Raw genomic sequence first — 20,017 nt, forward strand, 5'->3', positions numbered from 1 at the left:
CCCGGGCGGGTGACCGGCCCTTTCGCATGCCCGAGTGCGCTGGTGGGGGCGCGTTGTGCGGGGGAGGGGCGTGCGGTTGCGCCGACTTCTGCGAGCGCCGGGCCCGCTCAGAGCCGGTGCGCCGCCCCGGTCGGGGTCGCCCCGCGCGTGTCCAGCAGCAACTGGGCCTTCACCGACAGGCCCTGCAGGTCGTACGTGCGGTGCTGCTGGACCAGGATCGTCAGATCGGCGTCGGCGGCGGCCTCGTAGAGGGAGTCCGCGCGCGGCACCGGGCGGTCCAGGACGCTCCAGGAGGCGACGTGCGGGTCGTGGTAGCTGACCGAGGCGCCCAGCTCCATGAAGCGGATCGCGATCTCCTGGGCGGGGCTGCTCTGCTGGTCGGCGAGGTCGGCCTTGTAGGTGACGCCGAGCAGCAGCACGCGCGCGCCGCGCGCGGACTTGCCGTGCTCGTTGAGGAGGGCGGCGGCGCGCTGCACGACGTACCCCGGCATCCGGCTGTTGACCTGCTGGGCCAGTTCCACCATGCGCAGGCCGCGGCCCGCGCGGCCGGACAGGTCCTGGGCGACGCCGTGGCCGCCGACACCGGGGCCGGGGCGGAAGGCCTGGAAGCCGAACGGCTTGGTCTCCGCGCAGCGGATGACGTCCCACAGGTCGACGCCCAGGTCGTGGCAGAGGACGGCCATCTCGTTGACGAGGGCGATGTTGACGTGCCGGAAGTTGGTCTCCAGGAGCTGCACGGTCTCGGCCTCGCGCGGGCCACGCGCGCGTACCACCTTGTCGGTGAGCCGGCCGTAGAACGTGGCGGCCGACTCCGTGCACGCGGGCGTGAGGCCGCCGATGACCTTCGGGGTGGTGGCCGGCGTGAAGTCGCGGTTGCCGGGATTCACCCGGCTGGGCGAATAGGCGAGGTGGAAGTCGCGGCCCGCGCGCAGGCCCGAAGCCTTCTCCAGCAGGGGCCGCAGGAAGTCCTCGGTCGTTCCCGGACGGACCGGGGACTCCAGGATCACCGTCGTGTGCGGACGCAGTCGCTCGGCCAGGGTGCGCGCGGCGGCCTCCACCTGGCTCAGGTCGAGCCCGCCGTCGGCGCCGCGCGGGGTCGGCGCGCAGATCACGGCGGTGCGCACCCGCCCCAGCTGTGCCGGGTCCTCGGCCACCCGGAAGCCCTTCGCGAGCATCCGGCGCAGCTCGGCGGGGCTCAGCGAGCCCGCCTCGGGGCCGGTGGCGTAGCCGATCGTGGAGACGCCGGCGGCCACGGCGGCCTGGGCGAGGGGCAGGCCGTAAGGGCCGAGTCCGATGACGGCGAGGTCTGCGGGCATGGTGGTGGGCCGTCCTTCCCAGTAACCGAAGCGGGACAGGTGCGCAAGCCCGGTGGACAGGATGAGCGAGGCGCACGGTCAGACTAGGAGTAAATATGACCGTTATGCGGGATTGTGTTCATGTGTCTTCCGTGGGTTCGGTGACCGTTGTCCACAGGCTGGGGGTGAGTGGTGGCTGAAGCCGGGCAAGCCGGTCAGAATTTGGGCAGGGGCCACGCCCGCCGGGGGCGCGGCCGACGCGACCGATGACCGACGACGCGACCGATGACCTACGAGGCGTTCGACCGCCGGACGACTCGATCGACGACGCGATCTGCGGCGCAGCCGACGACGCGATCGACGGCCGACGACGACCAGTGACCGACATCGACCCAAGACCGACGGGTACCAGTAACCGATGGCGGTTGATCGCCGGGGGCGCCCGACGACCCACGGCGGTCGACGGCCGACGGCGAGCGGTGGCCCACGGCGAGCGACGGCCGCATGGCGGCAGAGCGGGAGGCAGCGGTGAGGACAGCGACACTGGGGCCGGAGCAGCGAGCGGCGTCCCTGGCGGCCATGGCAGAGCGCGAGCTGGACGTGCTGGTGGTGGGCGGTGGAGTGGTCGGCGCGGGCACCGCGCTGGACGCGGTCACCCGAGGCCTGAACACCGGCATCGTCGAAGCCCGCGACTGGGCCTCCGGCACCTCCAGCAGGTCCAGCAAGCTGATCCACGGCGGCCTGCGCTACCTGGAGATGCTCGACTTCGCCCTGGTCCGGGAGGCCCTCAAGGAGCGCGGCCTGCTCCTGGAGCGCCTCGCCCCGCACCTGGTCAAGCCGGTGCCCTTCCTCTACCCGCTCCAGCACCAGGGCTGGGAGCGCCTGTACGCCGGCTCGGGCGTCGCGCTCTACGACGCGATGTCGATGGCCCGCGGCCACGGCCGGGGCCTGCCGGCCCACCGCCACCTGAGCCGCCGTCACGCCCTGCGCGTCGCGCCCGCGCTGCGCAAGGACGCCCTGGTCGGCGCCCTCCAGTACTACGACGCCCAGATGGACGACGCCCGCTATGTGGCGACCCTGGTGCGCACGGCGGTGTCGTACGGCGCGAAGGCGGCCAACCGCGCGCGCGTGACCGGTTTCCTGCGCGAGGGCGAACGGGTCGTCGGGGCCCGGGTGCAGGACGTGGAGGGCGGCGGGGAGTACGAGATCCGCGCCCAGCAGGTCGTCAACGCGACCGGGGTGTGGACCGACGACACGCAGGCGCTGGTCGGCGAGCGCGGCCAGTTCCACGTGCGTGCCTCCAAGGGCATCCACCTGGTCGTCCCCAGGGACCGCATCCACTCCACGACCGGCCTGATCCTGCGCACCGAGAAGTCGGTCCTGTTCGTCATCCCCTGGGGCCGGCACTGGATCATCGGCACCACCGACACCGACTGGGACCTGGACAAGGCCCACCCGGCCGCCTCCAGCGCCGACATCGACTACCTCCTCAACCACGTCAACTCGGTGCTCGCGGTGCCGTTGTCGCGCGACGACGTCCAGGGCGTCTACGCCGGTCTGCGTCCGCTGCTGGCCGGCGAGTCCGACGCCACCAGCAAGCTGTCGCGCGAGCACACGGTCGCGCATCCGGTGCCGGGGCTCGTGGTCGTCGCGGGCGGCAAGTACACGACGTACCGGGTGATGGCCAAGGACGCCGTCGACGAGGCGGTGCACGGGCTCGACATGCGGGTCGCGGAGTGCGTCACCGAGGACATCCCGCTGCTCGGTGCGGAGGGGTACCGGGCGATGTGGAACGCCCGGGCCAGGATCGCCGCCCGCACCGGCCTGCACGTGGTCCGGGTCGAGCATCTCCTCAACCGCTACGGCTCGGCGGCGGAGGAGGTCCTGGACCTCATCGCCGCCGACCCCGGCCTGGCCGAGCCGCTGTCGGCCGCCGACGACTACCTGCGCGCCGAGGTCGTCTACGCCGCTTCCCACGAGGGCGCCCGCCACCTCGACGACGTCCTGACCCGCCGCACCCGCATCTCCATCGAGACCTTCGACCGCGGCACCCGCAGCGCTCGCGAGGCTGCCGAACTGATGGCCCCCGTCCTCGGCTGGGACAAGGACCAGATCGAGCGCGAGGTCGAGCACTACGAGAAGCGCGTGGAGGCGGAACGCGAATCCCAACTCCAGCCGGACGACCAGACAGCGGACGCGGCAAGGCTGGGAGCCCCGGAGATCGTGCCGCGGTGATTCCCTGCCGGGGGTGGGGCGCGTGGGGCCGGGTGGGGCTGGCGTGAGTCGGCGGGGTTCGGTGTTTGTCGGTCGACCGCCGGAAAGTTCTTCCCCGTCGCGATGGCGTCGAGTCACGACGGGGGTTTCCGGTGGTACCGGAGCGGCCGCGCCAGCCGACCGTCCGACATCACCTGATCGAGCGACCCCGCGTCGGGATCTCCCTCCGAACCCCAACCGTTCTACCCATTGCGAGGGCAGAACTCGGCAGTGAGCAGTGCGGGTTCGAGGGCCGGGTCTGCGATCGCCGTCGTGTTCACACGGAACGTGAGGACATGTCGGCCGCCGATCGAGGCAGCGCTCCGCACATAGCTGCCCGCGATCCGGCCGTTGTGCCCCCACACCGTGGTCCCGCACGGCAGCTTCACAGGAAAGATCCCCAGGCCGTACGCGCCATGTGCGGCACGGGTGTCCAGCATCTCGCGCAGCCGGCGCGGGGGCAGCAGCTCGCCGTCCAGCAGCGCCGCGTAGAAGCGGTCCAGGTCGTCGAGCGTGGTCACCAGCTCACCCGCCGCGCCGGCCACGCGCGGGTCGAGCTCGGTGACGTCGGAGCCGTCGGTCGCGTAGGCGCGGCCGTGCGGGGAGGGCAGGGTGGTGCGGGCGCCGGGGAAGGACGTGCCCGTGAGACGGAGGGGGGTGATGATGCGGCGCCGGACCTCGGTGGCGTAGGAGTGGCCGGTGACCTGACGGATGACCATGCCGAGCACGACGTAGTCGGTGCTGGAGTAGGCGTAGTGACCCGGCCGGGTCGAAGGGAGGGCGAGTGAGACGCGTACGGCCTGAAGCGGGGTCAGGGGGACGGCCCCCCGGGTGACCGTCGTGAAGTCGGGGAGTCCGCTGGTGTGGCTGAGCAGGGCTCGCAGGGTGATCCTCCGCCCGTCGACGCCACGTCCGCGCAGCAGTCCCGGCAGATACCGCTCCACGGTGTCGGACAGGGAGAGCCGGTGTTCCGCGGCCAGTTGCAGGACGACGGTGGCGATGAAGGTCTTCGTGATGCTGCCGGCGCGGAAGCGGTCGGCACGGGCGACACCCGGACCGGCGGACGCATAGCGGACGTCGTCGCCGTCGTGGACCAGGAGAGCCGCGGCGGGTGCCCTGCCTTTGGTGACGAACTGTGACAGGAGGGGGTCCCTGGCCTCCGCCGAGGACGCGGAACCGCCCATCAGAGGGGCGAACATCAGGGCAAGAGAGACCGGTATGGTCACCAGTGTCCGAAGCGACGGCATCCGGGTTCCTCCCTTCTCGGGACCCATCATCCCGCCCGCGTGACGCCCTCGTCACCGGGGGTTCCGACAGGCCGGCCCCGATGCGCGGTCAGGGGGCCCCTGGGCGTTGGGCACTTGTCGGGTGAGGGACAATGGAGGCTCTGTCAGGGCGGGTTGCATGAGGGGACGCATGTCGGAGGCGGAGCGGGCGGGGACTTCTCGTCAGGAGACTCGTCAGGACAACAAGGAGCGTCTTCTCGCCGGGCGGTACCGGCTGGGAGGAGTGCTCGGCCGCGGCGGCATGGGCACGGTGTGGCGGGCCGAGGACGAGACCCTCGGCCGGACGGTGGCCGTCAAGGAGCTGCGGTTCCCGTCGAACATCGACGAGGAGGAGAAGCGGCGCCTGATCACGCGCACCCTGCGCGAGGCCAAGGCGATCGCCCGGATCCGCAACAACAGCGCGGTGACGGTCTTCGACGTGGTCGACGAGGACGACCGGCCCTGGATCGTGATGGAGCTGGTCGAGGGCAAGTCGCTGGCCGAGGTCATCCGGGAGGACGGCCTGCTGGAGCCGAAGCGGGCGGCCGAGGTCGGGCTGGCGATCCTGGACGTGCTGCGGTCGGCACACCGCGAGGGCATCCTGCACCGGGACGTGAAGCCGTCCAACGTGCTGATCTCCGAGAGCGACGGCCGGGTCGTGCTCACCGACTTCGGTATCGCCCAGGTCGAGGGCGATCCGTCCATCACCTCCACCGGCATGCTCGTCGGCGCTCCCTCCTACATCTCCCCGGAGCGGGCCCGTGGTCACAAGCCCGGCCCGGCGGCCGACCTGTGGTCGCTCGGCGGCCTGCTGTACGCGGCGGTCGAGGGCGCGCCGCCGTACGACAAGGGGTCGGCGATCGCCACCCTGACGGCGGTGATGACCGAGCAGCTTGAGGAGCCGAAGAACGCGGGACCGCTGAAGGACGTCATCTACGGGCTGCTCACCAAGGATCCGGCCAAGCGGCTGGACGACGCGGGCGCGCGGGCGATGCTCGACGCGGTCATCAACGCGCCGGCGGAAGTGCCCGCGGACGCCACCCGGGTCGTACCGCTGCCTCCGCAGCCCGAGGTGCCGCAGGAGGAGAAGGGCACCGGGGCCAAGCGGGGCGAGGAGGCCGGGGAGAAGCTGCGCGGGGCGCTGCGGTCGATGCGGAAGGCCGCGGGTGCGGCGGGTGCCGCGGCCGCGACCCGGACGAAGAGCACCGGCGCGGGCGCCGAGGCGGGCGCGGGCGCGTCCGCGGCACCCGCCGCCCCGGTCGTGACCGGTTCGCCCTCGGGGCCGGTCGGGGGTGCGCGTCCGGCCGCCGCCGGCGGGTCCGGCGCCGCCACCGCTGCGGCGGGGAGCAAGCCGGCAGCGGGCAAGGCGAGTTCGGGGTGGCCCGTGATGACGCCGCCGGATCTGGATGTGGCGCCCAGGCCCGTGCCCAAGGCACCGCTCACCGACGTGGTGCCGAAGCGCACCCTGGTGATCATCGCCGTGGTGGTGGTGCTCGCGGTGCTCGGTACCGTGCTCGCCATCGTGCTGAACGGCGACGACGGGGACAGCAAGGGGAGCGGCAGGAGCGGCGGTTCCAAGGCGGTGACGTCGGCAGGAGCGAGCGCGAGCAGCGGTTCCGGTTCCGGTTCGAAGTCCGGTTCCGGGGACTCCACCAAGCAGGACACGAGCGGTGGTACGCGGACGGACGGGGACGACTCGGCGGCCGACGCCTCCGGGAGCGGGAACTCGGCCGACTCCGGCGACGACTCGTCCTTGGCGTCGAACTCCAGTGGCAGCGACACCGGCGGCGGTGGCAGCGCGCCGGTGGTGAGCAAGTACAAGGGCGACCAGGGGTACTCGATCGGGCTGCCCAAGGGCTGGAAGTTCCAGACCAGCAGTTCCGCCGGAGACCGGTTCACCGGGCCCGACGGGCAGAAGCTGCTGATCGCCTGGACGAGCACGCCCAAGGACGACCCGGTGGCGGACTGGGAGAACCAGGAGCGTTACATGGTGCGCTCCCAGTACCAGAAGATCCGCATAGCCGAGGTGAGCTACCGCGGCTGGAACACGGCCGACTGGGAGTTCACCTACGTCGACGGCGGCACCAAGTACCACACGATCGACCGGGGGTTCGTCGTCAGCTCCAAGCAGGGGTACGCGCTGATGTACACCGCGAAGGCCGACGACTGGAGCAGTGAGCTGCGCCAGGACACCTGGAAGACGCTGGCGGCGTCCTTCGAGCCCAAGTGACAAATTCGCATCCCCACAATGAGACTTGCCTCCGGCACGTATCGTGAGTGGTTGCGGACCGTACGCATCCAGGTATGCATACAGAACGGGCCGCGAAACGAACGGATTTGACCAACCGGGCGGCCGGGGGAGGCAACGTGGACGACTACGCGGGTCGGGTGCTCGCCGACCGCTACCGCCTGCCGCTGCCCCCCTCCGACGAGTACGAACACACCGAGACCCGGGCCTTCGACACCTACAGCGGGCAGGAAGTGTTCGTCCGCCAGGTGCCCTTGCCGGAGGTCGTCGAGGCCGAGGTGCTGGACGCCGAGGGGTTGCCGGAGGGTTTCACTGCGCGTGACCGTGGCGCCCGGCGGCCGGCGACGGCGCGCACCGCGACACGCCGGCCCAGCGACCCGGTGGTGCGGCGCGCCGTCGAGGCCGCGCAGGCCGCCGCCCGGATCCCCGACCATCCCCGGCTCGACCAGGTCTTCGACGTGTTCGCCGAGGGCGGTTCGCTGTGGATCGTCAGCGAGTCGGTCGCCGCGCGGTCGCTGGCCGCCGTCCTCGCCGAGCAGCCGCTGAGCCCGTACCGGGCGGCCGAGGTCGCCTCCGACGTGCTGATGGCGCTGCGGGTGCTGCACGCCCACGGCTGGGTGCACCGCAACATCACCGCCCGCACGGTCCTCGTCTGCGACGACGGCCGCGTGATGCTCACCGGCCTCGCGGTCGGGGCGGCGGAGGAGGCGCTGTGCGGGTACGACCCGGTGCCGGCGCTGGAGGGCGAGGGCGGCGATGGCGGCGCGGGGACCGACGGCGGTCGGCGGGTCGGGGAGGCGGAAGGTTCCGCCACGCCCGGCGGTCTGCCGGGCCCGAACGTTTCGCCCGGTTCAGGCGTTTCGGGCGGTTCCGTCGGCTCGGGTGTCGTCGCGGTCGGGGGCATCGGGAGCGTCGGTGGTGCGTCCGGTGGTACGACCGGCGCGCAGCAGGCGCCCGGCGCGCCGGAGACCGATCCCGAGGCCGCACGGCGTGCCGCGATCCAGGCGCGGGCTGCCGGCGGGCTGCCGGGGGCCGGTCCGGACGAGGGATCGGGTGGCACCGGTCCGGGCAGTGCCGGTACGGGTTCCGTTGAGCGGCGGGCGCTGGAGACCGGCTCGGACATCCGGGCCGCCCGGGCCGGGGCGATCGCCGCGTACCGGGCGGGAGCCAGGGCCGCCGCCCGGGTCCAGGAGGCCCAGCAGAACGGGCGGGCCGCGCTGCCCGGCGCCCGGCCGTCGGCCGAGGGCGACACCGCGGCGCCCGCGCCGCAGCCGCCGTACGGCCCGGGACACGCCAACGGGGCGGCCCAGCAGCCGTATGCCAACGGTGTGGCGCAACCGCCGTACGCCTCGGGGCAGGCCAACGGCGTGGCGCAGGCGCCGTACCCGCAGCACGGGCAGGCGCAGGCGCCGGGCGGGGAGCAGCGGGCCGCCGGTGGCATGCCGCCCGGCCAGATAGCGGACCCGTACGGGGTGCGCGGCGCGCCGTCGCCCTGGCACGGCGCCGCACCCCGCCCCCGTCCCGGCACGCCCCCGGCGGTGGTCCCCGGCCAGGAACGCACCGCGCTCCCGACCGCCGGACCCGGCGCGGGCACTCCCCTGACCGGCACCGGCACCGGCCTGCCCCGGACCGGCGCCGAACTCCCCGGAGTCCAGGGGCAGCCGCACGCCGTCGTGCCAGCGCAGGGCGCCGGCCCCGCCGCGGCCCGCTGGGGTGAGCCCGGTGCCGCCGTCCCCGGAAGGCGGGGGCCCGCCACCGCGCTGGCCGCCGAGCGGGCGCGGCAGGTGCGGATGACCGTCGTGGGGCCGGTGACCGAGCGCTGGGCGCCGGAGCAGGCCGTTCCCGTGCACGAGAACTGGCAGTTGGCGGCGCCCATCGGCCCGGCCACCGACCTGTGGGCACTCGGTGCGCTGCTGTTCCGGTCGGTGCAGGGACACGCGCCGTATCCGGAGGAGTCGACGGCCGAGCTGGTGCAGCTGGTGTGCTCGGAGCCGCCCGCCTTCGCGGAGGAGTGCGGGTCGCTCCGGCCGGTCGTGGAGTCGTTGCTGCGTCAGGACCCCACCGAGCGGCTGGACTTCGAGGAGCTGCGCGGCTGGCTGCGCTCGCTGGTGCGGTCCGCGCCCGAGCCGGACGCCGGTACGCATGTCGTCGCCGCGCCGCCCGCCGACCCCAGACGGCTGCCGATCGTCCGGCGCCGCGGTGAGCTGGTGCGCAGGCGCAAGGCCGGGCTCCCGGCGACGCACGGCCGGCACAAGCGGGCCCGGGAGGAGGCCAGGTCCCCGCGCCGGCTGGGCCGTACGCTGCTCCTGCTGGTCCTGCTCCTGCTGGCCGCGGCGGTCGCGTACGCCATGCTGTTCCTGCCGAAGAAGGACACCGGGGACGAGGGCGGCGCGGCGACCGGCCGGACGGGTACGGCCGGCCAGGCGAGCCCCGCGCCGAGTCACGACCGGACGCCGACGCCGACTCCCACGTCGTCCCCCACGTCGACCCCGTCCACGGAGACGCAGACCACCGCCGGTTCGACCGGCGGCTCCACGGTCGCCGACGGGTTCACCCTGCGCGACGACCCGAACGGCTTCCGGATCGCCGTCGCCGACGGCTGGAGCCGCTCCCCGAAGAACAGCAGCGGCCAGGTGATCTACTCGCACGGGAAGTTCGAGCTGATCGTCGTGGCCGGGCGGGACGGCGCGGCGACCTACGGCAGCGACCCGATGGCGTACCAGCGGGACAAGGAACCGGAGCTGCAGCCCTACCGGGACTCCAGCTGGGCCACCGCCGGCGGGCTGCGGACCATCACGGTGGGTCAGCAGGTTTCGGCCGAGGGCCAGTTCACTTGGACGGACAGCCAGGAGGGCGACCTGTTCGTGCGCAACATGGTCTTCCTGATCAACGGGAGGTACCACATCGTGCAGGTGCGCGGCCCCGAGTCCGACCGTGACGAGGTCACCACGCTGTACGAGCAGGCGTCGGCGACGTACAAGTACACGGGCTGAGACGCGGCCGTAGCCGCACCCGCGCAAGGGGGCGGCCCGGGCGGAAGTCAACGCGTCCCCCGGGCGGTTGGTTCCCGTTCCGGTGCGGGGATTTCGTTCACATCCGGTGGCGAGAGCGAGAACCGTCACAGTGCTGTCTCCGTGGGACCCCCCTTGTTCCCTGACCGGTGGGCGGTCCTTAGTCTGACCCTGACAAGAGCATTGCGGGGCAACGTGAATCAGATGCAGGGCCTGCTCATCGCGGGCCGCTACCGGCTGGCCGACATCATCGGCAGCGGCGGCATGGGCCGGGTGTGGCGCGCCCATGACGAAGTGCTGCACCGGGCGGTCGCCATCAAGGAGTTGACGGCCGCGCTCTACGTCGCCGAGGGCGACCAGGCCATCCTGCTGGCCCGCACCCGGGCGGAGGCCCGGGCCGCGGCGCGCATCAACCACTCCGCCGTCGTCACCGTCCACGACGTCCTCGAACACGACGGCCGTCCGTGGATCGTCATGGAGCTGGTCGAGGGCCACTCCCTGGCCGACGCGGTCAAGGAGCAGGGGCGCATCGAGCCGCGGGAGGCCGCGCGGATCGGGCTGTGGGTGCTGCGCGCGCTGCGCGCCGCGCACAGCGCCGGGGTGCTGCACCGGGACGTCAAGCCGGGCAACGTACTGATCGGCCGGGACGGCCGGGTCCTCCTCACCGACTTCGGCATCGCCCAGATCGAGGGCGACACGACGATCACCCGTACCGGGGAAGTGGTCGGCTCCGTCGACTACCTCGCGCCGGAGCGCGTGCGCGGGCACGACCCGGGGCCGTCCTCCGACCTGTGGGCGCTGGGCGCGACGCTGTACACGGCGGTGGAGGGGCGCTCGCCGTTCCGCCGCACCTCACCGCTGACCACCATGCAGGCGGTCGTCGAGGACGAGGCCGGCGAGCCGCGCAGCGCGGGCCCGCTGGGGCCGGTCATCACGGCCCTGCTCTGCAAGGAACCCGCGCAGCGGCCGAGCCCCGAGGAGACCGAGCAGATGCTCGCCGAGGCGGCGGAGGGACGGCGGCCGAGCGGGGCGCAGAAGTACGTGCCGACGCAGTCGCACGCCGGTGGGTCCTGGCTGGACTCCGGGGGCTCGCAGGAGCGCCCGTACGGCGGTTCGCAGGGTGAGGCGTACGGGAGTTCGTACGGCGGGCAGCGCTCCCCGGGGGGTTCCACGACCTCGCCGACGGCCGTCGGCGCGCCGTCCGCCCCCGTCGCCGTCCAGCCCAAGCGGCGCCGGCTGCGCACGCTCGCGCTCGTCGTCGCCGTGGCCGCGCTGCTCGGCGGTGGCACGGCCGTCGCCATGAAGAAGTGGGACTCGGGACAGCAGCAAAACGACACCGGCAGTGTGATCACGCCGGCCACGTCCGGTTCCACCTCTTCGGGCGGCGCGACCACGGCACCGGACGGCACGATTCCCGCGGGCTGGAAGCAGTACGACGACCCCGTGGGCTTCACGCTGTACCTGCCCGCGGGCTGGAAGCGCTCGGTGTCCATCAAGAAGACGGACGGCCTGGAGCAGATCGACTACTCGCCCGACGGGGGCACGCACCTGGTACGCGTCGCTGTCGACACCTCACCCGACTACAGCAACGCGTACGACCACATGCGCAACCTCGAGGGGCTGCTCAGAAAGAGGCTGGTGGACTACAAGACGGTGAGCCTGAAGAAGGACACGTACCGCGATCTGCCGAGCTCCCGCTGGGAGTACACGTGGACCGCGCTGCCGAAGGACGCGAAGGTGCCGGGGCCGTACCGGGCCGTCGACGTCGGCTACTTCACCAGCGACGGCGTCGAGTACGCGATCTACACGGCCTCACCGACCGACGACTGGGCCACCACCGGCAAGCAGTTCACCTCCGTGCTCCAGGGCTGGCGAGAGGGCGAAGTCAAGCCGTGAGAGCGTCGGGCGGCGCTCAGGCCCAATCCGCGCAGGTGAGCCCGCTGACGATCTTGTCCCCTTCCCAGACCGCCACGTGCACACCGACATAGCGGAGCCAATTATCGGTGTCCGACGCGTGAGTGCTGAAGGTGAGAGTCGATCCGTTTCCGTTGTATTCGTAGTGCCAGGGCCAGTCCTTGAGGTTCTCGCCACCGTTGGAGGAGATGAGCTGAATGCCCACATGGTGACCATCGGCGGCGGTGTCCTTGACCCAACCGCTGATGTCCACGTAATTGTCCGACCAGTTGGTGAACGTGAGGCTCCCCTTGGCGCCGGTCGTAGAGCATGATGCGCCGCCACTCGCCGCGCTGGCATCGGTCACTGTGGTCGTAGCGAATATCGCCGCCGCCGCGACACTGGTGACGGAAAGGCGCTTCCATGTGTTTCCCATAAAGAAACAATAAGGTTTCCATGATTCACATGACAGCACGTTTCTGGCCACCCGTTTTACCTTGCGCAGGGCTTATGTCCGGATGATTTGCCATGCCCTGTATCCATTTCAAAACCTGATGTGGCTGAAAACGATCGCCCCTGACGTTGTCGCGGCGGCGCACTTGGCCGGTCACCGTGCCGGAAGGGGGCCGTCCGGTGCGGCATCATGGGGCCATGGGGACCGACGGGGACGCCGTCCGTCTGATCGCGGGGCGTTATCGCCTGCAAGCGCGGCTCGGGCGGGGCGGTATGGGTGTCGTATGGCGCGCGGCCGACCAGTTGCTGGGACGCCAGGTCGCCGTCAAGGAGCTCACCGTCGACGACTCCCTCCCGGAGGACGACGCCCGGCTGCGCCGTGAACGCACGCTGCGGGAGGCGCAGGCCGTCGCCCAGTTGCACCACCCGCACATCATCGTCGTGCACGACGTGGTCGAGGACGGCGGACGGCCGTACATCGTCATGGAGCTCATCGAGGGCGGTTCGCTCGCCGACCGGATCTCGCGGAGCGGGCCGGTGGACGTCGGCGAGGCCGCGCGGATCGGGATCGCGCTGCTGAGCGCGTTGCGGGCGGCGCACGGGGCCGGGGTGCTGCACCGGGACATCAAGCCGGCGAACGTGCTCGTCGAGGCCGCCACCGGGCGTGTCGTGCTCACCGACTTCGGCATCGCCCAGGTCGCGGGCGCCACCACGCTCACCGAGACCGGTTCCTTCGTCGGCTCGCCCGAGTACACCGCGCCCGAGCGGATGTCCGGCGGCCGGTCCGGTCCGGCGTCCGACCTGTGGTCGCTGGGGGCGCTGCTGTGCGCGGCGCTCAGCGGCGAGTCGCCGTTCCGGCGCGACTCGCTCGGCGGGATCCTGCACGCCGTGGTCTCCGACGAGATCCGGCCACCGGACCAGGCAGAGCCGCTGCTGCCGGTCGTACGGGGGCTGCTGGAGCGCGATCCCGAACTCCGGCTGGGCGCGGCGGAGGCCGAGCTGATGCTGCGCGGGTTCCTGGAGACGGGGGCCGTGACGGGCGCCGGTGATGCGGCACAGAGCGCGGGCGTCGCGTCGTACACGCCGACCCAGCGGGACGTTCCGTCGCCGCCGTCTCCGGAACCCGCCGTGCCGCCCCGGACCTCCACCCGCGGGGTGCTGGTCGCCGCGCTGCTGGTCGCCGCGATGGCCGGGGCGGGTGTGTCGGCGGCCACGCTGCTGTTCCACGGGGACGGCGGCACCACCACCCCGGGCCCCGGGGGAACGACGGCCGTCTCCGCGTCGCACCAGGCGTCCCCCTCGGCCACGGCCGCCACCCCGTCGCCCTCGTCCTCGACTTCTTCCTCTTCTTCCTCGACCGCGCCGCCGCCTCCCACCACCCACTCCAGCACCGCGCCCTCCGGCTACCGCCTCGCGCACGACCCGGCCGGCTTCTCCCTCGCCGTACCGGAGGGCTTCACCCGCGACCCGCAGGGCGAGCGCGTCTTCTACATGTCGCCGGGGCAGACCTTCCGGCTCGGCATCAAGCTCTCCGAGACGCAGACCGGCGGACCGGGAGGGGTGATGCGGCGCGCGGCGGCCGAGGGGCCGAGCACGAACCCGGGCTACCACGACGGCCGGGTCACCGACACCACCCACTCCGGGCACCCCGCCGCGTTCTGGGAGTTCACCTGGAAGGGCTTCAGCGCGACGGAGGGACCGCGGCACACCTACGACCTCTGTTGGGAGGAGGGCGGCCGGCTGTACGACGTGTGGGTGTCGGCGCCGGTCGGGAAGGTGCGGGAGGCGCGGGAGTACTTCGACGTCGCGGTCGACACGTTCGCGGCGGGCTGACGAAGGGGCCGAGCCGTGGGGGAACGACGACGCCGGCCTTGATTCCCTGAATTCCGTGAATTCCGCAGGCCCCGCCGAGGGCGGATATTCCCGCCGACCTGCCGGGGGCCGGTGCGCGTAATTGGCTCGGTGGGCCGCGGCGGGGGATTTCGATGAAAAGAAAGTCGCGCGATGATTTGCGGACTTGAACCTTCTTCTGGTCATGAACGTATCACGACCATCGCGAACCCGTCATGTGAATATTCGGTGAAGTACCGGTCGGTCGCCTCGTCTTGAGGTGTGGGAGGCGCTCCTTTTGTCCGTGTTCGACACCCGGAGACCCCTTCCCGATCGTTGCAGTGCATAAAGCAAAGATGGTCACGCTCTGTGTGATTGCTGTGTGCAGCCGGTTTTTCGTCGGGGCTTGACGATCTTTATTTGGCTCGTATTTAGTCTCCTCTTACGTCATTCACAGGGTGGTCTTACCTGGGCTCGCCCGACGGGAAAACGAGGGGTGGAGTGTGCGTACGCGTACACATCTGGCGGGGAAACTGGTCGCTCTGGCCGGCCTTCTCCTGGCCGCGACGGGGGGCGTGACGCTGACCTCGCCGCAGGCGGCCGCCGCGACATGCACGGCGGGGACGGCGAGCGACTTCAACGGCGACGGTGTGCAGGACACGGTGATCGCAGACCCGGGCGCCACGGTGAACGGGGTCAGGCGGGCCGGTCTCGTGCGGGTGGTGCTGGGCGGCGGCAAGGGCGTCTCGGAGATCTCGCAGGCGACCAGCGGCATGGACGCGACACCCGAGGCCGGCGACGGCTTCGGTACGTCCTACGCCGCCTACGACGCCGACGGCGACGGCTGCAGCGACCTGGTGGTCGGCGCGCCCTACGAGGACGTCGTCAGGGACGGCAAGAACCTCGTCGACGCCGGGGCGATCTACATCGTCCACGGCACGCCCACCGGCATCGGGACGGGCTCGGCGATCGAGGGGTACAGCCAGAACGGGTTCGACACCGCCACCACGACCGAGGCGTACGACTGGTTCGGCTACGCCCTCAAGGCGGGCACGACCGCGAGCGGATCGCCGTACCTGGTGATCGGCGTCCCCGGTGAGGGCGTCACCTTCGGCGGCACGACGTACGCCGACGCCGGCTGCATCGAGTACGTGCAGGGCAGCACCAAGGTTGCCGTGAACCAGAACTCCACCGGCGTGCCGGGCGATCCCGAGGTGAACGACCGCTTCGGCTACTCGCTCGCCGGGACCAACCGCTACTTCGCGGTCAGCACCCCGGGCGAGGCCATCGGGGACGCGGAGTTCGCCGGCGGGGTCACCGTCTTCAGCCACACGCTCGCGAGTGGCATGCCCACGCCTCTCGTGGGGCTGTCGCAGGACAGCGACGGGATCGGCGGCGCGTCGGAGGCGGGCGACCGCTTCGGCTTCTCGGTCTCCATGACCGGCTACCGGCCCAGCGACCAGACGTACAACTCCGACGTGCTGCTGGCCGTCGGCGTCCCCGGTGAGGACATCGGGACCACGCAGGACGCGGGCGGGGTGGCGGTCGTCCGCATCCAGCCGTCCGGCGCCTACACGCAGGTCGCGGCGTTCGACAACAGCGTCGCGGACGTCGAGGGCGACGCGGTCGCCGGCGACTTCATGGGCCAGCGCGTGGTGATCGCCAACACCGACACCAGCGTCGTGACCACCACGTCCGTCGTCCGTCTCGCCGTCGGCGAGCCCGGCAAGGACACCTCGACGGTCAAGGACGCGGGCGCCGTGCACATCTTCCGGCCGCTCGACGCCGCACTCGGCACCAACGACAAGGAACTCTTCCGCGGTTCGGGACTGCCCGGCACCGCGACGGCCCGGGACTACACGGGCGTCGGGCTGGTGGGCGGCAGCGTCAACCTCTACGTCGGCGTGCCCTACAGCAAGGAACCGGCCACCTCCAAGGGCGTCGCGTACGTCATGCCGTGGTCCGACATCGACGGCACCACCAGCACCGGGACCACCGTCCACGTGCCCGGATCGGGCGGTCTGCCCGACGCGGGCTCGACGTTCGGAGTGATCGGGTGAACGGCCGGCAGAGGGACAGAGAGCACCGCAGCATGAAGATCCGCAGGAGATCCGGACGCCGTCCCCTGGTCGCGGCCGCCGCCGTCGCGGCCCTGCTGACGACCGCTCTGAGCGTCGCCCCCGCACCGGCCGCCGAGCAGACGCAGGCCGGCAAGAACAAGAGCACCTCCGCCGGCAGCGGCTCGTCGCTCTCCCCGAACGCGGCCCGGACCAAGGCGAAGAAGTCCGGCAGGCCCGTCGAGATCCAGAGCCTGCGCGACGAACGCAGCACCACCGTCGCCAACCCGGACGGCACGTTCACCGTCAGCGAGTACGTCCAGCCCGTCCGCACCCGCGTCGACGGGAAGTGGACGGACATCGACACCACGCTGGTCAGGCGGAAGAACGGCACCCTCGCCCCGAAGGCGGCGCTGGCCGCCATGTCCTTCTCCGGCGGCGGCGACACCACCTTCGCCGAGATCGAGAAGGACGGCCGCTCCGTCTCCCTCGACTGGCCGGACAGGCTGCCCCGGCCGAAGGTCGACGGCTCGACCGCCACGTACCCGAACGTGCTGGACGGTGTCGACCTCAAGGTCACGGCGAGCGCCGAGGGCTTCTCGCACGTGCTGGTCGTCAAGAACGCGAAGGCCGCGGCCGACCCGGAGCTGGCGAAGCTGAGCCTGCCGCTCGACACCTCCTCGGTGAAGCTGACGGAGACCGGGGCGGGCGGGCTGACCGCCACCGACACCGGCTCGGGCGGCGCGGTCTTCGAGGCGCCGCAGCCCGTGATGTGGGACTCCAGCCACGCGGCGCAGGACGACGCACCCGCCGCGGACTCCGCCGACGAGAACACCCAGACGCCCCCCGAGGGCGCCCGGGTCGCCGACGTCGGCGTGGACGTCTCCGCGGACACGATGACGCTCACCCCCGACACGGACCTGCTCACCGACGCCGACACGGTCTACCCGGTCTACATCGACCCGGTCGTCAAGACCGCCACGCGCTCCGGCTGGACGATGGTCTCCTCGCACTACTCGGGCACCTCGTTCTGGAAGTTCGACGACGACGAAGGCGTCGGCCTGTGCCCCTCCGACGTGTCGGTCCGGTGCAGCAGTTCGACGGACGTGAAGCGGCAGTTCTTCGCGATCCCGACGGGGACCTTCGCGGGCAAGGACATCGTCAGCGCCGAGTTCGCGGTGACGCAGGTCTTCACCTACAGCTCCGCCGCGCGCGAGGTGCAGCTCGCCCGGGTCAACAGCACGGGCGCGAGTGCGATCAGCTCGAAGACCGACTGGGACAACCAGCCGGCCTCCAAGGCCACCCTCGGCACCGACTCGTCCACGGACACCGCCGGTTCGTGCAGCCCGGCCAACCAGAACGTCCGCTTCGACGTGAAGAGCACCATCCAGACCGCGGCCGACAAGGCGTGGGACACTACCACGTTCCGCCTCAAGGCGGCCAGCGAGTCCGACACCTCGAACTGGAAGCGCTTCTGCGGCAACGCGCACCTGGAGGTGACCTACAACCGGCCGCCGCTGGAGCCCGACCAGGACGACCTGCAGATGAAGCCGGGCGGCACCTGCGAGTACGGCGCCGCCACCGAGCACTACGTGACCGAGGCCCCGCGCGTCTCCGCCGTGATCCGGGACTACGACCACAACGACGTCCCCTCCAAGTCCGAGACGCTGCAGGCCCAGTTCAAGGTCTGGTGGACCGACTCCGGCGGCAACACGGTCACGCACTACGCGACGACCGCGAAGAAGTCCACGGTGGACTCCAGCTGGAGCGACCAGACCGGCGTGGCCACGTTCTTCTACACCATCGGCAGCGATGTCTCGGGTGACGGGGAAGCCGGCTTCAGCATCCCGGCGAACACCACCGTCGCCTGGTCGGTGCGCGGCTACGACCAGCAGGCGTACGGCGCCTGGTCCACCGACGGGGACCAGACCCGCTGCGAGTTCATCTACGACACCAGCAAGCCCAAGTCGGCGGCGGTCACCTCGGCCCAGTACCCCGACGACGAGGCCTGGCACACGGGCGTCGGCGACTACGGCGACTTCACCATGGACTCGCCGTCCGCCGACGTCACCAAGTACACCTACTACTTCACCGGCCCGCAGGCCGACAGCGCGAAGAAGACGGTGGCCGCCGACTCCACCGGCGGACCGGCGACGGTCCGCTGGATGCCGCCGAGCGAGGGCACGTACACCCTGCACGTGACCGCGGTCGACGGCGCCGGCAACCCGCAGAAGACGCCGACCGTGCACATCTTCCTCGTCAGCGACGGCCGCGCCCCGGCCGTCGCCTGGACCCTCGGCGACGCCAAGGGCGCGACGAAGGCGGCCGGCGCCAGTGGCACGCCCGACGCGACCGCCGGATCCGGAGTGACGTTCGGCGCCGCGGGCCCGCTCGGCTCCACCGACACCGCCGCCTCCTTCGACGGCACCGAGAACGCCTACCTCGACTCGGGCACCGCCTCCGTCGACACCGGCAGGACCTTCTCGGTGAGCGCCTGGGTGATGCTGCCGACGCTGCCCACCCAGAGCATGACCGTCGTCAGCCAGGACGGCACCGCCCAGCCCGGCTTCGAGCTCGGCTACGACAAGGACACCGCCTCCTGGACCTTCCGCATCCCGGTCAGCGACATGGAGTCGCTGGGCACCTGGAAGGTCTCCGGCGCGGCGGCCGTCGCGGGCAGCTGGACGCACCTGATCGGTGTGTACGACGCCGAGCTCGGCAAGTTGATGCTGTACGTCAACGGCGTCCTGGTGGCCGACGACGTGCAGGCCCGGCACACCGTGTGGAGCGCCACCGGCGCCGTGCAGATCGGCCGCCGGCTCGACCTGGACGGCTACATCAACAACCTCAAGGGCAGTGTCGCGGACGTCAAGCTGCACGACCGCGTCATCCCGCCCACCGAGGGCCAGGAGCTCGGCGGCATCCAGCCGCACCAGCTGGCCTACTGGCAGCTGGACGAGGCGACGAACGGCGTCTCCCCGGAGATCGGCGGCGGCACCGGGCTGACCCTCGGCGGCGGCGCGTCCGTCTACACACCCGACGAGTCCTGCGACCCCGAGGCCGACCCGGACTGCACCCCGCCGGCCGCGCCGCTGTGGGGCGACGGGCACCTGGCGCTGGACGGCGTCAGCGGCTACGCCACCCGCGCCGCCGCCGGACCGCTCACCGCCCAGGACAGCTTCACCCTCACCGCCCGCGCCCGGCTCGCCTCGGAGAGCCCGGCGACCGACGAGACGGTGCTGTCGCTGTCCGGCGCCAACGACACCGCGATCAAGGTCAGGTACTCGGCGGCCGACGCCCGCTGGCAGCTGGTGGTGACCGACGCGGACTCGGCGTCCCCGGTGACCGTCACCGAACTGGACAAGGGCGACGCCCCGAGTTCCGCGGGGGACGGCGACCACCTCGCCCTCGTCTACAACGCGGTCTTCGGTGACGTGCTCCTCTACGTCAACGGGGTCGCCGTCGTCGACGCCTCCTGGGACAACACCTGGGACTTCAGCACGACGAGCCTCCAGATCGGCCGTGCGCTGACCGGGTCCTCGGCGGGCGAGTACTTCTCCGGTGCCGTGGACGAGGTGCGGATGTACCAAGGTCCGCTGGACGCCTCGCTGGTGGCGCTGGTCGCCGGCCTGCCGGGCGGCTCCAGCATCGACGAGACCTCGGCGTAACCGGTCCCCTGCGTGGGCGGGCGGCTCGACTGCGAGCCGCCCGC

The 20,017-nt window shown here is 71.8% G+C and carries 10 protein-coding genes; 7 read left to right on the forward strand and 3 right to left on the reverse strand.

Annotated features, from left to right (window positions below; genetic code table 11):
• Nucleotides 1–107: 107 nt before the first annotated feature.
• Nucleotides 108–1,316, reverse strand: coding sequence for a nucleotide sugar dehydrogenase (locus ACFY6U_RS32985; RefSeq protein WP_390044068.1), 1,209 nt, complete (start codon nt 1,314–1,316; stop codon nt 108–110).
• Between the two features lie 507 nt (nt 1,317–1,823).
• On the opposite strand from ACFY6U_RS32985, the gene ACFY6U_RS32990 reads away from it, so the two are divergent.
• Nucleotides 1,824–3,530: a glycerol-3-phosphate dehydrogenase/oxidase gene (locus ACFY6U_RS32990; protein ID WP_390044070.1), complete on the forward strand. Its 1,707-nt coding sequence runs from the start codon at nt 1,824–1,826 to the stop codon at nt 3,528–3,530.
• A 221-nt stretch (nt 3,531–3,751) separates the two neighbouring features.
• Here the strand turns inward: ACFY6U_RS32990 and ACFY6U_RS32995 are convergent, their stop codons facing one another.
• Nucleotides 3,752–4,795 carry a serine hydrolase domain-containing protein gene (locus tag ACFY6U_RS32995; RefSeq protein WP_390044072.1) on the reverse strand — a complete coding sequence of 348 codons (1,044 nt, stop codon included), beginning with the start codon at nt 4,793–4,795 and terminating at the stop codon, nt 3,752–3,754.
• A 169-nt stretch (nt 4,796–4,964) separates the two neighbouring features.
• Between ACFY6U_RS32995 and ACFY6U_RS33000 the strand changes: the two genes are divergently transcribed.
• The 3 genes from ACFY6U_RS33000 to ACFY6U_RS33010 all read left to right on the forward strand — a co-directional run bounded on the left by ACFY6U_RS33000 (nt 4,965) and on the right by ACFY6U_RS33010 (nt 11,968).
• Nucleotides 4,965–7,043: a serine/threonine-protein kinase gene (locus tag ACFY6U_RS33000; protein ID WP_390044074.1), complete on the forward strand. Its 2,079-nt coding sequence runs from the start codon at nt 4,965–4,967 to the stop codon at nt 7,041–7,043.
• Nucleotides 7,044–7,180: 137 nt separating this feature from the next.
• Nucleotides 7,181–10,054, forward strand: a complete 2,874-nt coding sequence (locus ACFY6U_RS33005) for a protein kinase (RefSeq protein ID WP_390044076.1) — start codon at nt 7,181–7,183, stop codon at nt 10,052–10,054.
• Between the two features lie 222 nt (nt 10,055–10,276).
• A complete protein-coding gene (locus ACFY6U_RS33010; RefSeq protein WP_390044078.1) occupies nt 10,277–11,968 on the forward strand; it encodes a serine/threonine-protein kinase in 1,692 nt (563 codons plus the stop codon).
• Nucleotides 11,969–11,984: 16 nt separating this feature from the next.
• Here the strand turns inward: ACFY6U_RS33010 and ACFY6U_RS33015 are convergent, their stop codons facing one another.
• Entirely contained in the window at nt 11,985–12,452 is a 468-nt protein-coding gene (locus ACFY6U_RS33015; RefSeq protein ID WP_390044080.1) for a hypothetical protein, read from the reverse strand.
• A 164-nt stretch (nt 12,453–12,616) separates the two neighbouring features.
• On the opposite strand from ACFY6U_RS33015, the gene ACFY6U_RS33020 reads away from it, so the two are divergent.
• From ACFY6U_RS33020 to ACFY6U_RS33030, 3 genes are all read left to right on the forward strand, one after another.
• Complete coding sequence (locus tag ACFY6U_RS33020; RefSeq protein WP_390044082.1) at nt 12,617–14,251, forward strand: serine/threonine-protein kinase; 1,635 nt, start codon at nt 12,617–12,619, stop codon at nt 14,249–14,251.
• A 500-nt stretch (nt 14,252–14,751) separates the two neighbouring features.
• Nucleotides 14,752–16,308, forward strand: a complete 1,557-nt coding sequence (locus ACFY6U_RS33025) for a VCBS repeat-containing protein (protein WP_390044084.1) — start codon at nt 14,752–14,754, stop codon at nt 16,306–16,308.
• A gap of 32 nt (nt 16,309–16,340) precedes the next feature.
• Nucleotides 16,341–19,973 carry a LamG-like jellyroll fold domain-containing protein gene (locus ACFY6U_RS33030; RefSeq protein ID WP_390044086.1) on the forward strand — a complete coding sequence of 1,211 codons (3,633 nt, stop codon included), beginning with the start codon at nt 16,341–16,343 and terminating at the stop codon, nt 19,971–19,973.
• Nucleotides 19,974–20,017 lie beyond the last annotated feature (44 nt).

The organism is Streptomyces sp. NPDC013157, assembly GCF_042899865.1.
GTDB lineage: Bacteria > Actinomycetota > Actinomycetes > Streptomycetales > Streptomycetaceae > Streptomyces.

Coding starts and splice junctions, on each gene's coding strand:
- ACFY6U_RS32985 (WP_390044068.1), bottom strand. CDS start 1,316: ATGCCCGCAGACCTCGCCGTCATCGGACTCGGCCCTTACGGCCTGCCC.
- ACFY6U_RS32995 (WP_390044072.1), bottom strand. CDS start 4,795: ATGCCGTCGCTTCGGACACTGGTGACCATACCGGTCTCTCTTGCCCTG.
- ACFY6U_RS33000 (WP_390044074.1), top strand. CDS start 4,965: ATGTCGGAGGCGGAGCGGGCGGGGACTTCTCGTCAGGAGACTCGTCAG.
- ACFY6U_RS33010 (WP_390044078.1), top strand. CDS start 10,277: ATGCAGGGCCTGCTCATCGCGGGCCGCTACCGGCTGGCCGACATCATC.
- ACFY6U_RS33020 (WP_390044082.1), top strand. CDS start 12,617: ATGGGGACCGACGGGGACGCCGTCCGTCTGATCGCGGGGCGTTATCGC.
- ACFY6U_RS33030 (WP_390044086.1), top strand. CDS start 16,341: ATGAAGATCCGCAGGAGATCCGGACGCCGTCCCCTGGTCGCGGCCGCC.